Origin of the sequence: Dolichospermum heterosporum TAC447 (assembly GCF_024584745.1) — a bacterium.
Lineage (GTDB): Bacteria > Cyanobacteriota > Cyanobacteriia > Cyanobacteriales > Nostocaceae > Dolichospermum > Dolichospermum heterosporum.
In genome coordinates, this window is record NZ_CP099464.1 from 2,994,539 (window position 1) to 3,010,526 (window position 15,988).

Here is a 15,988-nt window from a genome sequence, read left to right on the forward strand (position 1 = left end):
ACAAAGATTAACTATTCTTATGCTAAAGTTTAGAGTTCTTTCTTGTATATCTTTATTGGCCATTTTTAATGATATTTAATCTAAACAATTTACTGGTAATTTGTTAATAATTGGTGGCAAAAAAGAAAAATTTTATGATGGTTTTTTCGGTTCTTCGGTTATTTTTATGGAAACCCTGGTTCAAAATCATTGAAAGCCCTATTGTGTAGGCATTTCATTGAAAATATGGAAATAATTATTTATAACCCTTGTCCCGTAAGGGTTTTGTTATCATCAATCCTCAATCACCATAAAAGAGACGCAAGAGCCGTTTTTTCTAAATTCTAAATTCTAAATTCTAAATTCTAAGAAAGCCTTATCTGCTACAACCTACAAGTCTCTGCAAGAAGAGAGGAATCTCAATTTTCATCCGCAGTACCTCCGTAATCGGTAACGTACCTCGACGCTTATGCAAGTCTAAATTAGTTACTTCCCATAAAGGTAATTCATCGTATCTCATCCAGTCTCCCCCTTCGTCTTTGCCCCTCTTCCATCCCACCATTTCGACAAAACTATTATACCCTTCCTCGTTCCATTTTGTAAATGTTCCCTTTTCCCAGTCAAAATCTAAAGAATTACCTGTTTCCAGATATATCCTTTTCTGAACACTAAAACCGAATTTTCCTTTTGAGTTATCCACCCATAATTTATCTACTTTTTGTAAATCCTTACAGTTAAAGTTTTTAATATTATTTACTTCTAAATAACTTTGTTTTTCTCTTTTAGCAGAAACTAGAATAAACTGCCAATTTTTAAAATCTGCATCTTTCCATCTATTTTCTTTCATTAAATAGTCTAATTCATCTAATAAATGTGCTTTTAAAAATTCATAATAAACTGTATTTGAACTATCTAAATCATTAAGCTGACGATAAAGTGAAACGACAATATCAGCATTACCATTGTAGAGAATATTCAGGTCTAACTTAAATAAATTAGTATTAGAAGATTTTAATTGAGATTTGAGAAGATTATATTTATCTGAGGCTATTTTGTAATTATTTAATGATTTTCCTAATTTACCTTTTACATAGTAAATATAAACTAAAGTAGCTAAATAACTAGAATCATTTTTCTCAATATTATTTTCTTTTGGTAATTTTTCAAAACTTTTATTCAAATCTTCTTTAGCTTTGTTATATTGTGATTCTAATTGTGGATTTTTATCCTCTTCTATTTTTAAAGATTCATATCCTAAAACTAAAGAACTATCCAATAAAGCTTCTTTAAGTTCTGGGTTTTTGATTTTATCTTGTAAAACTAAACCTGCAATATTTAAAAATTGGTTAGCTTCGTTATTTTTACCTTTTTGTTGTAGTTTAGAAGCAACTGCTGATAATTCTGTAATTTTAGCAATGTTTTGTTTAATGCGAGCAATATCTTTTTGAGATTTTTCTGTTTGTTCTTTAGCAGTATTAAGTTCTTTTTGTTTTGTCAGAAGTTGATTGTTTATTTCTGCTTGCTTTTTTTGGAACCTTGAAACAGCATATTTGATTTGTTGAGACTTTGACTGTAATTCTCCTTGTAATTTTTTAGTATCATTATCTAACTTATTTTTTTGTGTTTCTAAACTCTTTTTATCATCTTGAACTTTAATTAAATCCTTTTTAGCTATTTCAGCTTTTTGTTCGGCTTTTTTCGCTTCTTCCTTCTGTTTTTCCATTTGTTTATTCACAGTTGCTAATTGCGAATTTTTTGATTTAATTTCTTTAGTAGCTTGTTCCGATTTATTTGTGGCTTCTGTAGCTATTTGTTGAGCGTTTTTAGCTTTTTTTTGTTCAATTATAGCTTTATTACCCGCTATAAATGCAGCTATTCCTAATAAACCTGTAATACCTAAAGTAATAAATAAAATAATTACGCCAAAACTCATTTTTTTCCTAGCAGTTTCTAATTGCTTTTCTGCTTTCTGTTTAGCTTCTTCCTCAATAATTCTCGCCCTTTCTGCTGCTTCTTTCTCCTTTCTTTCCCTTTCTAACTCAGCTTCCTTTTCCCGTTCATTGATTTCCTCCTCAATTTCCTGTTGACGAGAAGCTGCTAAAAATTGTTTATCCTGAAAACTTACATTCTTAGATTCTGCCCATGCTTCTGCTGTTTTTAAAGCATTTCCTCGTAATAACCAAGAATTTTCCTGACAACCTGAATTATACCACGCCCTAAATGCCTCAGAATAGGGCCGTAAAGCAGTTAATTGATTATCAATCCACTGTTGATTAAAAACCTCTCGATAAATGGGATTGTAAATCTGTAAGTGATTATTTCTTTTCACCACTAAACCCGATAACTGTAACTTTCCTTCCTCTCCAGTATTCTGACTAATTACTTCTCCCAGTTGATAAATCTTTTGATAAATATCTAATAATTCACCTGCCATTTGTTCATCAATTAAAATCCGTCTTTCAATGGTGCGTAAATGTTCCGGTTCATCTTTTGCTTGCCAATTTTCAATAATATTAGTTCTAATTAAATTCTCTAACCATTCTGTATACTCCCCACTTTCCAAGGGGGGTTGTGGGGGGTCAGTTAAAACTAAATTACAGCCTTTTTGAGTTAAAAAAGGTTGTCCTCCAGTCCAATTTAAAATTAATTCTAATAACTTTTCCGGTTGATTGGTTTTAACACTTAATCCCTTTGCTAATGCTTGAGATTCTGCAAAAGTAAAACCTGTTAATTCTACGCCATAACCAATATTAAAAGGAGTCCGCGTTTTATCTTGAATTAAATCACTGGGAGTAGCTACACCTAATAACACAAAACTCAGACGATTATATTCAATATTATCAACTCGACGATTATAAAAAGAGCGAATCAAAGCGAAAAAATCATCAACATTAAACTGTAAACTAATGATACTATCAATTTCATCTATAAAAATAACGATATTTGATTCAACATATTTTAAAAGAATATCTCGGAGAAAATTACCAAAGAAATTCACCGCAGACAAAGATTCTTGATCATATTTATCCCACCAACTATCTATATCACATTTTTCATTTAATTCAAAGGTATTAATTAATTCATTAATAATTCCTGCATACCATTGTAAAGGGGTAATATTGGCTGAACCAATATCAGTTAAATCAATAGCAGCACAAGCAAATCCATCTACTTCTTTAAGTCGTTTCATTGTTTGAACTCTTAAAGAAGATTTACCCATTTGTCGAGAATTTAACACATAACAAAATTCTCCCTTTTTTATAGCTTGATATAGTTCATTATCGGCTTTTCTGGTAACATAAGTAGGCGCAGAAGCAGGGAGAGAACCACCTACTTGATATTCATAATTAACTGAGTTTAAATTTTCCATTTCACTTGTTGAATACTAATAAATTAGCGTAGCTCCTATGCTATAGCGGTTCTCGGTTGAGTGAGATATAAGAACCCCACCCCCAACCCCCTCCCCGCAAGCGAGGAGGGGGCTTATGATGTATCTCATTCAAGTGCATATCGTTATATTATAATCTTCAGTAATTAGTTCAATGATCCGGAAACTTGGCCAGGGTCCACTGAAACTCTAGAAATGGAAGACCCGAAAGTTGGACGAGTGAAAGTCATGCGTTGGAGTGGATTTCATTTCCTTCAATCCCCAAACCGGGCAATGGAAATCATTCGCGTCGAGATACTCCAACCGGTCGGACGCAATCGTCAGTTTCAACCCTTATGGCTGGCTTGGTTGGGTCAGACAATGCCCGCATTAGAGGATCTCTGGCACAAATACTTACGCCGTTTTACTCTAGAACATTGGTATCGTTTTGCGAAGCAAAGGTTACATTGGACACAACCTCAACTTAGCTCGACTCAGGCGGCAGAGCGATGGAGTGACTTGATGCCCTTGTTAACTTGGCAACTATGGTTAGCAAGGGCAGCTTGCATTGACTCCCCATTGCCTTGGCAATCAACTCAGGATACACTGTCTCCAGGGCGTGTAGCACAAGCTTTTCCTCTAATTTTAGCTGCTATTGGCACTCCTGCCCAACCCCCCAAAACTCGCGGTAAATCACCTGGTCGCGCCCAAGGACATCAGCCACCTCCACGTCCCCGTTATCCCACTGTCAAAAAACACGCATCTAAAAAACCTAAATCAGAAGAAACACTTAAGAACGCCGACCTAACTGCTGCTTAGTTTCTGCTTCTTTTTCCACGATTCAACAACACTGGGTCTCTCAAAGACGTTGGGTAATTTTCTCTTGCCTTCTTTTCATTGCTGCTAAATGTCAGTTAGTCCAAACTCAAGGAGGGAAGGCAAGCAGTCACAACCCTTGGAATTGCTTCATTTCACTTCGTTCCATATGGCTAACGCAACGCTTACGCAATGATATTGTGTAATTAATTCTGTCTCACTACTTATTATTGAAGAATTTCGGTAACAATATCTTCTGGAGGTATTCCTGCTTGAATTAAAGCATTTGTTAATCCTTGCTCAAAATTATCATCTTCAATAACAATTTTATCATTTAGTAATCTAGCATGGAATAAAATAGTATCAGTCCAAGTTTGTTTTTCCCAACCTGTCATAATAATCAAAAATTGTCCTGATTCTTGATCACAAACTGAACTAAGTTTAAGTTTTTGTAATCGAGGTTGAATAGCAGATTCTTTTCTTAAAACTTGGGTTAAAATCTGAGTATACTTTAGTGATTTATCCATTGTAAAATTACCTCATTTTCAGGATCAAAAACAATTAGATTAATTTTATTACGTTTAATAACCAATTGAAAAATAGGTTTTTGAAAGTGTTTTAAATAAATAGCTTGACTAATTCCTAAAAAAAGTTTTCGCTCTGGTTCTTGTTCTTCTAAAGCCCATTGATAAAGTTGAAGTTGTCCTATGGTTTTTTCTAGTTCACTGATTACAGAAGGAGCATCAAAATCTTTAATTTCGATGGCAATTTTTTGGTCTTCTTTATCAGCACTGAAAAATTTTTCTGCCCCTAGATCGGCTTTGAGTAATGTTTTTTTTAGTGCTAAAATTAAGGGATCATCGGTAATTTGCCAACCATCCTTTTCTAAGGTATGACGTAATGATAAGTGTAAATTATCTCTCCTAGACATTTTTTTGTTAACTGTTGGTTATTTAGATTCCATATCTACTTTCATAGCACTTTGATAAGTAAGATAATACGGCTCTTGCGTCTCTTTTATGGTGATTGAGGATCGATGATAACAAAACCCTTACGGGACAAGAGTTATAAACAATTATTTCCATATTTTCAATGAAATGCCTACACAATAGCGCTTTCAATGATTTTGAACCAGGCTTTCCATAAAAATAACCAAAGAACCGATAATACTTGCATTATATACCATGACAGGACTTTGACAACTATTCTATCAAACATCATGTAACAAAACTTTACTATTACCTAAATTTTGCTTTTTAAATGACATCAATTAATCTTGCAAGCGATCGCCAAAATAAAGCCGATATAAATTACATAGCCCGCTTCAGAATGAATTCTGAGTCTAATAGCAAAAGTCCTCTAAAGACGACTGAAGAAAAATTCATAGTCCGTTTCAACGGACTTTAGTTATTAGCCCTGATAGCGAAGCGTGGCGTAAGCCATACTTCAGTTCAGGGCGGTTTATGTTTATAACAAAATAACTCTGGTTAGATTTAGTTAATTGTCATTATTTTAAATGACATCAATTAATCTTTGCAAGCGATCGCTAAAATAAAGCCGATATAAATTACATAGTGGAATCACCTTATTACCTTTTGATTCTGCTAATCCCATGCTTTTTAATTTAAAAGCATAAATTGGTTCTAAGGTAACGGCATCATCACTATTAACCAATTTTAACATAGCTGATTTTAGTTCTTGATTTTCTTCCAAAATCAAAAGATGACGATACAAATGATCTTCATATAGTCCTTCTTCAGTGGGAGCAATTTCTAAAAATTGCTTTAAAGTTAAGTCGTTAGTGGCAATATGATATAATGCCGTTCTCACCAAATAAGGATGACCGTCAATCATCCCCATTAATTGATTAATTTCTGTATCTGACCATTGTAATCCATGTCGTTTAACTAAATCCTGAACCTGTGCTAAACTAAACTTATTTAAATCAATTGGTAAACCCACATTAAAAGGAGATTTATTCACATCCAAAGAAATATAAACTTCCTGAGAATGGGAAAGAACTAATCTCAGTTTTTGCCAAGTTTCATTATTTTTGCCTTTTTCATGCCATGAACGTAACATAGTGAAAAATTCATCAGCAATTTCACTATATTGAAAGATTCTATCTACCTCATCTAATCCTAGAATCACAGGCTGTTTCAATTCTTTTAAAAGATAGGATTGGAAATAATTTGTACAATTAGTTTGACTGCTATAACGTTGAGGTTTCCAATATTGATCTATCTTTTCTTCAATCCCTAATTCTAAACTGACATTTGCACAAAAAGACTCTAAAAAACTATCGAGATTTTTAAATAATTCTCGACTCCATAAATTAATAAATCCTGTTTGATAACCTTGCTTTTCTCCTTGATCTAAAATCCTACTCATTAATGAAGTTTTCCCCATTTGTCGAGGTGCTTTAATCCTAATTAATGCCCCAGGTTTTACAATAGCAGTGTAACAGGTAGCTTCAATGGGAGGACGTTCAACATAGAAAGGAGAATTTAGGGGGACTTGGCCATCTAAATTTTCAAAAGGAATATTAATATCTCTTGGTTGAATAGGTTTAGATTTCGACTCAGGTACACCCTGAATAATAGCTTTTTTAGTCGTTGCATCTTTTGTCCTCAAAATCGGAGTTAAATGCTCTAGAATATGTTCCATTTCAATCGCATTACATCCTAAATCAAAAGCACTTTTAATTGATTGTCCTGCAAATAAAGTATCGTAGAAACCAATAGCAAATTGTTTAGCGGCTTGATCACCAATTTTTTGATTCATTCCGACGACATAATTAACATAAGGATAAATACCTTCTGCTTGTACATCTGAATAACAAGCATTGAGAAAAACACAATCAATAAAAAAGATTTCTTGTAATGCTTTAAACAATTTGGCTAAAGGAGCAACTTTGACTAAAAAGGCTTCTCCATTATCTGTCATTAAAGCTAAACCCTGTTCTCCTCCACCATGTCCTGAGAAATGCACAATATCTGGCTTATGACCTAATAGGGTACGACGAAGTTCTTGAGGACGGACTGCCTCTTCTACAATAATTGTAAATTGTTCACGGTTGAGCGATCGCTCCCAAGCACTTTTGATTTCCCTCACTTCTTCGCTTACACGTAACGGTTTTGTGTTAGTAGGGTTAGCGGTTAAAATAAGAATTCTTTTCATCACCATCGTTTTGTGAAGATATTACCAATACTGTGTATATGAAGTATTGTATCCTTTATAGTTACCAAAACCGTAACGGTGATCCAATCTCAGGTTACTGAGGACTTTTCTGGTAGATACTCTCAACAACAAGATCCCCGACTTCTTTGAGAAGTCGGGGATCTGAGTGGCTCTTGTTATACATATAAGCCTTTAGACACTGGGATAAAAGATACTTATTCCAAAAACTGTAAATATTGTTATGATTTCAGAAATTAGTAACTGATGTATCTCATCAGTGAAAACATTCTTTCAGGAGGAAATTCCTTTGTCTCGACGCTATTTATTTACTTCCGAGTCAGTTACAGAAGGTCATCCCGATAAAATTTGTGATCAAATTTCGGATACCATTATTGACGCGCTATTAGCAGAAGACCCTAATAGCCGTGTGGCAGCAGAAGTTGTAGTTAATACTGGTTTGGTGCTAATTACTGGAGAAATTACCACTAAAGCTCATGTTAATTACGTCAATCTTGCCCGTAAAAAAATTGCGGAAATCGGCTATACTGACGCTGATAATGGCTTTTCTGCGGATAGTGCCAGTGTTCTAATTGCCTTGGATGAACAATCAGCGGATATTGCTCAAGGTGTGAATATTGCTAAAGAAGCCAGAACTGAGGATAGTGAAGAGCTATTCGATAAAATTGGTGCTGGTGATCAAGGTATCATGTTTGGTTTCGCTTGTAACGAAACACCGGAACTTATGCCCTTACCTATCAGTTTAGCGCACCGCATTGCGCGAAGATTGGCAGGAGTTCGTAAGGCTGGTATTCTTCCTTATTTGCGTCCTGACGGTAAAACCCAAGTTACTGTGGTTTATGAAGATGGCAAACCTGTGGGTATTGACACCATCTTAATTTCCACCCAACATACAGCTACCATTGGGGATATTAGCGATGATGCTGGGGTACAGGCTAAGATTAAGGCTGACCTGTGGGCAGAAGTAGTAGAACCTATATTTGGTGATATTACTGTTAAACCCAGTCAGGAAACAAAGTTTCTGGTCAACCCCACCGGTAAGTTTGTGATTGGTGGACCACAAGGAGATTCCGGTTTAACAGGTCGGAAAATTATTGTTGATACCTACGGTGGTTATTCTCGACATGGTGGCGGGGCTTTTTCTGGAAAAGACCCCACTAAGGTAGACCGCTCTGCGGCTTATGCGGCTCGTTATGCAGCGAAAAATATTGTTGCGGCTGGGTTAGCAGAAAAATGTGAAGTGCAGCTAAGTTACGCCATTGGTGTAGCGCGTCCTGTGAGTATCTTTGTTGATACTTTTGGTACAGGTAAGGTTGATGATGAAATTCTGTTGAACTTGGTCAAGGATAACTTTGAACTCCGGCCAGCGGGAATTATCCATGTGTTCAATTTACGCAACTTACCAAGTGAAAGAGGCGGACGTTTTTATCAGGACGTTGCAGCTTACGGTCATTTGGGAAGAACGGATTTGGATTTACCCTGGGAACACACTGATAAGGTAGACGTTTTAAAGAAAGCGGCGTTTGCTTAATCAGTTAGTTTAATACCCAAACTTAATTTGAGGTTATAGACGGTTTAATTATCTATAGCCTCTTTTTTTGGAGTTTTACAAGTTAATTTACTTAATCCCAGTCAGGAAAGTTAGCTCCATCTTCGCCACCAATACCGATTCCTGTGTTATATATACCAGCATCAGTAATGTTAAGATTGTCCATTGATGCTTGATAGACGTTGGAATCATTGACTGTGGCGCGGGTAAGATTTGCGCCGTTTAAGTTAGCTTTTTTCAAATTGACGTTGGTAACAAAGGCTGATGTTAAATTAGCACCTGCTAAGTTTGCCCCAGTTAAGTCAGCACCTTCTAAGTTAGCATTTGTTAGGTTAGCGCCCTGAAGATTTGCGCCTCGTAAGTCTGCACCAATTAAATGAGTACCACTGAGGTTGAGTCCTGATAGGTTACATTGGACACATTCTCTAGTTGACAAAAGTTTCTGTAAATCTTTTTGGCTGCCAGCTTGAACTGAATTAGCTAGAAACAGGGGAGTTATCAAGGCCATAACGGCTAATAGTTGAAGTTTCATAAAATTTCCCCCTCTCACAATATAGTTATGTCCGTTCTTTGCCTCACGAATTCATTATCTCACTAATTAGCTAAAAAATGTTGATTTAAACTACAAGCTTGATATTTCTTTTTATAAATCAGTAATTGGGAATAGACCATTGGTAAACTGCGTCAATTCCTAAGTCCTAGTTTTTTATAGTGGTTTTTGTTAAGATTGATGAAATTTTCCTGGTGAAATACCACTATGGCTTTATACGCAGAATTACATCGGCATTTAGGTGGTTCAGTTGTACCTCGTGTACTATGGCGGTATTTCCAGCGTCATAATGCTGAGTTGATTTCTCGCTTTGGTGAATATGCAGAGTTTGAAGATTTTTATACTCGTCCTCGTAATACTTTGGATGAATATCTAGAATTGCATACTCTTGTGGAAAGTGTGCAAACGGTGGAGACTTTACCTTACTTTATTTACCGTTTATTACGTGGTGCTTATATTTTTGAGAATTTGGCTTATTTGGAGTTACGCTATACTCCCTATTTGCGAACTCCTGAACATTTGAGTCAAGGTGAAAGAATTGATAAAATGGCGGAAATTGTGGATATTGTGGGTAAATCTAGTTATGTACCCGACTATCCGATTGTTACTAGTCAAATTCTTTGTATGCACTCCCGTTTATCTTTTGAGGTGAATAAGGCAATTATTGATTTGGCAGCGCAAAATAGAAAGTATGTTTGTGCGATAGATGTGGCTGGTGGCGATCGCTATTATGATGAACGCATGGAAGAATGGATTAGTTTATATAATTATGCCCATTCACTGGGTATTAACACCACAGGGCATCTTTATGAAACTAAGGATGGTTGTTATCCAGAATTGTTACCCTATTTAATGCGAATTGGTCACGGAATCCAAGTTCCGCTTTTGTATCCTGAACTACTGCCAGAAATTGCCAGAAGAGGACAATGTTTAGAGGTTTGTCCGACAACTTATTTAAAAACAGGGACTTTACAGGATATTCGGCAACTCAAGTTGGTTTTTGACCGATGTTTTGAAGCTGGGGTGGATATCGCTATTTGTACGGATAATGCGGGTTTACATAATGTGCGTCTTCCGTTTGAATATGAAAATCTTTTGACTTACGACATTATCAATTTTCAACAGTTACAAGCTTGTCAAGAGGCAGCTTTCCGTCATGCTTTCGCTTGGCCTCATAGTCAACGTCCAGCATCTTTGTTAACTGGGTTGTTGAGGTAGGTGACAGGGGAGTTGGGGGAGTGGAGGAGGTTGGGGGAGTTGGGGGAGTGGAGGAGGTTGGGGGAGTTGGGGGAGTTGGGGGAGTTGGGGGAGTTGGGGGAGTTGGGGGAGTTGGGAGAGTCGGGGGGTTGGGGGAGTCGGGGGAGTCGGGGGAGGCAAGATTCTTTTATCCCCTACCTCCCCTACCTCCCCTACCTCCCCTACCTCCCCTACCTCCCCTACCTCCCCTACCTCCCCTACCTCCCCGACCTCCCCTACCTCCCCTACCTCCCCCACCTCCCCCTACTCCTTTCAACCCTCTACCCCTTCTGTCGCACCGTTGATAGATTTCCAGGCTGGTAAGCCACCGCCCAGTTCAGCTACGGCTGTGAAACCGAGGAATTGCAGGGTTCTCACAGCTTGGGCTGATTGGCTGTCATTTTCGCCGTAAATGTAGATTTGGCGTTCTCTGTATAGGGAGGTTTGAGCGCGAGATTCCAAGTCATTGAGGGGGATGGAAATTGCTCCGGTAATGCGGCTATAATTGTACTTTGAGCGATCGCGCACATCAATAATTGTAAAAGCAGGTTGACCCCATAGAAGACTGTTCTTTAAGTCGTTAACATCAGCAACTAAATTAATACTCATAAGCTTTTCTCTGCTTCTAATCTAATCAGAAATTTACCAAATATCCCTTATTAATTCGTATTTCTTTAGGATCACAGCAGATTTGAGAAATTAATATTTTGCAGTCATAATATTGTAAGCTAATTATCTAACCGTAAAGACAATTTTTAATTTTTAATTAGTAATTTTTAATGATAATGGCATCTACGATTCAAGCTTTACCAACAGAGGTTGTATATCTAATTACGGCAGGAGAAGTAATTGACTCTTGGGTAGCTGTTGTCAGGGAGTTGGTGGAAAATTCCCTAGATGCTGGAGCAACACGCATTGTCGTTTCTTTATGGCCGCAAATGTGGCGAGTTCGTGTGGCTGATAATGGTTGTGGCATGAATTTAGATGATTTACAACAAGCCGCAACTGCCCACAGTACCAGTAAGATTCATTCCAGTGCAGATTTATGGAAAATCAGCAGTTTGGGGTTTCGTGGTGAGGCGCTACATAGTTTAACGACTTTGGCAGATTTAGAAGTTTTAAGTCGTCCTTTGGGGGGAAGTGAAGGTTGGCGAGTTGCTTATAATAATGAAGGAGAAGTATCACAAGTAGAAGTGGTAGCGATCGCACCGGGTACAGTAGTAACAGTTAATAATTTATTTGCTAATTATGAAGCTCGTCGTCAGGGTTTACCGGCGACAAATCAGCAATTAAAGGCTGTACAAAATGTCATTCAACAGATAGCTTTGTGTCATCCTCATGTTAATTATCAAATTTGGCAAAATGACAAAGAATGGTTTACGATTTGTCCCGCACCAACTGTGGGAAAACTAATTCCCCAAATTCTCCCCCAGGTGCGACAAGGTGATTTACATGAGGTGAATTTACAAATACCAAATCTGGAAAATTCGTCTTTGCATTTGGTGATAGGATTACCCGATAGATGCCATCGTCATCGTCCTGATTGGGTAAAAGTGGCAATTAATGGCAGAATGATTAAAACGCCAGAACTAGAACAGACAATATTTTCAGCCTTTCATAAGATATTACCACGCGATCGCTATCCCGTTTGTTTTCTACACTTAACTATTTCTCCAGAACAAATTAACTGGAATCGTAACCCAGCCAAAACAGAAATTTATCTCAATGAACTAACTTTTTGGCAAGAACAAATTACTGAAGCTATTCACAAATCTCTGCGGATTTCGGAAACCAATATAAAAGAATCCATTCACACAACCAGAGTTAGTAATTTATTGAAAGTCGCAGAATCAAAAGGTGAATATAACTTCAACTCTCAAAAATCCCAAAGTAGTGAAAATCAAACCTATTTAAAAGCCATTGCCCAACTGAGTAATACTTATATTGTTGCTGAACATTCTGGAGGAATGTGGTTAGTAGAACAACATATAGCCCATGAACGAGTATTATATGAACAATTGTGTGATAGTTGGCAATTAGTAGCTGTAGAAACCCCAATTATTATTTATCAATTATCACAAGCCCAGGTTTCCCAATTACAACGCATTGGTTTAGATATAGAACCATTTGGTGATAACCTTTGGGCAGTGCGTAACATTCCTATCATGTTAAAACAACGAGAAGATTGTGCAGAAGCAATTTTAGAATTAAGTTGGGGAGGGGACTTACAAACTGCTCAAGTTGCTGTTGCTTGTCGGAGTGCAATTCGCAATGGCACAAAAATGAGTTTACCAGAAATGCAGACCTTATTAGATAATTGGCAACATACCCGCAACCCGCGCACCTGTCCTCATGGTAGACCGATTTATTTATCTTTGGAAGAATCAGCACTAGCACGGTTTTTCCGACGTAATTGGGTAATTGGCAAAAGTCATGGAATTTGAAATATTTTATTGAACTATACTCAAAACGGCTTGATTGTTTGATTCTAAACGTAGGGGTAAAGCAAGAGCTTCATAGGTGTCAACTTAACGTAAAACCTCTTCCCGCAAAGAACTCAAGTCATCTCATTCCCCTGCTCTGACTGGGAATGAATTCTAGAAGGCTCTGCCTTCAATAATAAGTAATTGGACAAAAATATTTACAGTCATTGCGAGCGCAGGGAAGCAATCACAACCATTGGAATTGCTTCATTTCACTTCGTTATATATGGCTAACGCCACGCTGCGCTAACGCAATGACATTGTGTAATTAATTCTGTCTCACTACTTATTAGAGGCAGAGCCTCATCAACTGCATTCCTAGTCAGAGACTAGGAACGAGATGTGGTAGGGATTTGAGCTTAAATTGACACCAATGAAGCTCTTGCTTTACCCCTACACGTCTGGTTTCTTTGTTATTTGGCAAAAAGCATTTGATTTTTATCATACTAACCCTGGTATTGTTTTATGCTAATTTATAAATTTCACCCCTACTAACTAAGACTTCTGCTGTTAATAAATCCTTCACAGTTACTAATAGAGTCCGTCGAGAATCAACCTCGAACAACACCGATATTCTATCCATTCCTGCTGCTCCTGGTGGATTAAGTTTTGCCACACAAACCTGTTGATTTTGATTATCTAAGGAACGGTAACTTTCTTGATGTTGAAGAGTGCTAGAAGTCATTCTTCCCGAAGCATCAAAAGCAATTTCAGTTAGTGACATATCAGCTAATTCACCAATATCTAAACGAATTTCTTTTTGTCCATGATTAGCAACTTGCAGATTTAACCATTCTTGACGTTGACAAGGATATTTTTCACCTTTGGTAAATAAGCGATGATAAATATAACTTTTGCTATAACTTTCCCATAATCTAATTGCATAACTATGACGCAAAAAATCATCTATTTCAGTAATTTGTGTAATAGCTAATGCACCATGACGGACAGCATCAAAAGGTTTATTTAGTTTTACCTTAGCTTTACCAAAGTAGGAAATAATTAATTGTTGAACTGCGGGAATTAAACAACTTCCTCCCACCAATAAAACCTGTTCAATATCATTTTTACTAATACCCTTTCGTAAAGCAGAAGCTAAAACCTCATCTAAGGTATCTCGTAACTGTTGTAAAAACTGTCTATATTCTAAAATCTCCTCTAATTTTTCACGATTGATTTTTAATTCATAAGACATAAAAGATTCATCATCAAACCAACTTTCAGCTACAGATGGATTTTTCGATAATTGAATTTTCAATCTTTCAGCAATTTCTAATAAATTCTGATAACCAATTTTCCCTACTTGTTCTGGTGTTAGATTTTGAGAACGTAAATAATCATCAACTATCCAAACATCAATATCTTCACCACCTACATAGGCTTCCGACTTAGCTAAAACCTCAGCCCGTAAACTATTATTATCATCAGAATTAGTCACAGTTTTAACTAAACTTAAATCGAGAGTTCCCCCACCAAAATCTACTACCAAAATCAATTTACCGGGACTTTTAACAGCATAACCTAAAGCCGCTGCTGTAGATTCATCAACAATGGAAACTTGAGGAACATTTAATTTTTGACCTAAATCTCGAAACCAATCTAAATAACGTTCAAATGCACCCACAGGAACAGTAAAAATTAAATGACTAGGTTGGATATTTTGCTTTTGTATTTCTGTCCAAATAGTTTGGATAAATAACTCACAAACAGAGACAGAATTATAATTTATGCCATCAATTTGTCTTGCTGGTGGTTGATAATCTCCAGCTAAATCACGTTTAAACTTTTTAAATAACCGTTCAGGAGGATAACTTTGAGAAAGTCCTAATCTTTGACTACGAACACCTTCACCTAATATAATATTATTACCTAATTTAATAAACATTAAACTAGGAATAACCGGATATTCTACTCTTTCACCTTGAGAAGTGACACCCACAAATACACGGGATAAATTAGGAAAACGTAAACTTTTAGGTAGTTGAGTATCAGCCTCTAAAATACTAATTACAGTATTACTTGTACCAAAATCAATTGCGATAGTTGTCATAATTTAAGTAGGTTGGGTTAAGCGAAGCGCAACCCAACAAAAATGATAGATAATTGATATCTTGATGTTGGGTTAAGACAGAATAAATATATTATCTAAAAAATTGTAAGCAGTAAATGTTGGGTTTCGTTCCTCAACCCAACCTACAAATTCATGAGTTTAAGTATTATTGAATCCTGGTGGAAGAGTGCGACTAACTTTTGCAGGATAGAGAACTTTATCACCATCTTGATAACCAATAAAACGAATATAGACTGATTCACCTTCTTGAATATCATCACTATCAGCTTGATGTAATTGGGGATTATAATTAACCTGTTCCCAAGTTTCACCAATAGCATTATAACCCCAATTAGTAATTAAATTATCTAAAGATGTAAATAGAGAAACTAAGTTTTTAGCAGGTAAGTCAGGTTTAGCTAAAGCCATTTTTTTGACTGTGGGATAATTGCTGAGTAAAGTTTGTAATTTGGTAAAAGTTTCATATTGAAAATCACTTTGTAATTGTTGAGATTGTTGTTTTAATTCTTCTCGTAGTCGTTGACATTGAATTTCTAACTCTTTAATCTTCTGTTCTGTGTCTGGAGAAGTTACGGGTTGATTATTAATAGGTATATCTTGATTATTTGCTGGGAATAAAAACCGGAGAATAATATAAACGATGATTACGAGAATTACAGCAAAAGCAATATCATTAATTTGTTCTAGCATATTATTTGTTTATCTAGCTGGTGTTCAGATCCCCGACTTCTTTAAGAAG

General features: G+C 36.3%; 11 protein-coding genes and 1 pseudogene. 4 read left to right on the forward strand and 8 right to left on the reverse strand.

Annotation, left to right across the window (positions count from 1 at the left end; genetic code table 11):
* Nucleotides 1-355 precede the first annotated feature (355 nt).
* Nucleotides 356-3,349, reverse strand: a complete 2,994-nt coding sequence (locus NG743_RS13590; protein WP_257120253.1) for an AAA-like domain-containing protein — start codon at nucleotides 3,347-3,349, stop codon at nucleotides 356-358.
* A 168-nt stretch (nucleotides 3,350-3,517) separates the two neighbouring features.
* Between NG743_RS13590 and NG743_RS13595 the strand changes: the two are divergent.
* Nucleotides 3,518-4,165 (forward strand): annotated as a pseudogene (locus NG743_RS13595) (NF041680 family putative transposase); the annotation flags it as partial.
* 224 nt (nucleotides 4,166-4,389) lie between these two features.
* On the opposite strand, the gene NG743_RS13600 reads toward NG743_RS13595, so the two are convergent.
* The 3 genes from NG743_RS13600 to NG743_RS13610 form a co-directional block, all read right to left on the reverse strand.
* Nucleotides 4,390-4,689, reverse strand: coding sequence for an element excision factor XisI family protein (locus NG743_RS13600; RefSeq protein ID WP_015080193.1), 300 nt, complete (start codon nucleotides 4,687-4,689; stop codon nucleotides 4,390-4,392).
* A complete protein-coding gene (locus NG743_RS13605; RefSeq protein ID WP_027403290.1) occupies nucleotides 4,674-5,093 on the reverse strand; it encodes a XisH family protein in 420 nt (139 codons plus the stop codon). Before NG743_RS13605 ends, NG743_RS13600 begins: the two co-directional genes overlap by 16 nt.
* Before the next feature lie 581 nt (nucleotides 5,094-5,674).
* Nucleotides 5,675-7,342 carry an AAA-like domain-containing protein gene (locus NG743_RS13610; protein WP_027403291.1) on the reverse strand — a complete coding sequence of 556 codons (1,668 nt, stop codon included), beginning with the start codon at nucleotides 7,340-7,342 and terminating at the stop codon, nucleotides 5,675-5,677.
* A 307-nt stretch (nucleotides 7,343-7,649) separates the two neighbouring features.
* Between NG743_RS13610 and metK the strand changes: the two genes are divergently transcribed.
* The gene (gene metK / locus NG743_RS13615; protein WP_027403292.1) at nucleotides 7,650-8,891 is read left to right on the forward strand and encodes a methionine adenosyltransferase; all 1,242 of its coding nucleotides are present in this window, start codon (nucleotides 7,650-7,652) and stop codon (nucleotides 8,889-8,891) included.
* Between the two features lie 91 nt (nucleotides 8,892-8,982).
* Here metK and NG743_RS13620 read toward each other — a convergent pair whose 3' ends face one another.
* Nucleotides 8,983-9,441 (reverse strand): pentapeptide repeat-containing protein, encoded by a 459-nt coding sequence (locus tag NG743_RS13620; protein ID WP_193899758.1) that lies wholly within the window; start codon nucleotides 9,439-9,441, stop codon nucleotides 8,983-8,985.
* A gap of 225 nt (nucleotides 9,442-9,666) precedes the next feature.
* On the opposite strand from NG743_RS13620, the gene NG743_RS13625 reads away from it, so the two are divergent.
* Nucleotides 9,667-10,677 (forward strand): adenosine deaminase, encoded by a 1,011-nt coding sequence (locus tag NG743_RS13625; protein WP_027403294.1) that lies wholly within the window; start codon nucleotides 9,667-9,669, stop codon nucleotides 10,675-10,677.
* A 291-nt stretch (nucleotides 10,678-10,968) separates the two neighbouring features.
* Here NG743_RS13625 and NG743_RS13630 read toward each other — a convergent pair whose 3' ends face one another.
* Entirely contained in the window at nucleotides 10,969-11,304 is a 336-nt protein-coding gene (locus NG743_RS13630; RefSeq protein ID WP_027403295.1) for a rhodanese-like domain-containing protein, read from the reverse strand.
* A 176-nt stretch (nucleotides 11,305-11,480) separates the two neighbouring features.
* Here NG743_RS13630 and mutL point away from each other — a divergent pair, with 176 nt between their 5' ends.
* A complete protein-coding gene (mutL, locus tag NG743_RS13635) occupies nucleotides 11,481-13,139 on the forward strand; it encodes a DNA mismatch repair endonuclease MutL (RefSeq protein ID WP_193964605.1) in 1,659 nt (552 codons plus the stop codon).
* Nucleotides 13,140-13,641: 502 nt separating this feature from the next.
* Here mutL and NG743_RS13640 read toward each other — a convergent pair.
* Together NG743_RS13640 and NG743_RS13645 are read right to left on the reverse strand one after the other, a co-directional pair.
* Nucleotides 13,642-15,228 carry an Hsp70 family protein gene (locus NG743_RS13640; RefSeq protein ID WP_257120255.1) on the reverse strand — a complete coding sequence of 529 codons (1,587 nt, stop codon included), beginning with the start codon at nucleotides 15,226-15,228 and terminating at the stop codon, nucleotides 13,642-13,644.
* Nucleotides 15,229-15,387: 159 nt separating this feature from the next.
* A complete protein-coding gene (locus tag NG743_RS13645; protein WP_257120256.1) occupies nucleotides 15,388-15,939 on the reverse strand; it encodes a nucleotide exchange factor GrpE in 552 nt (183 codons plus the stop codon).
* Nucleotides 15,940-15,988: the final 49 nt, after the last annotated feature.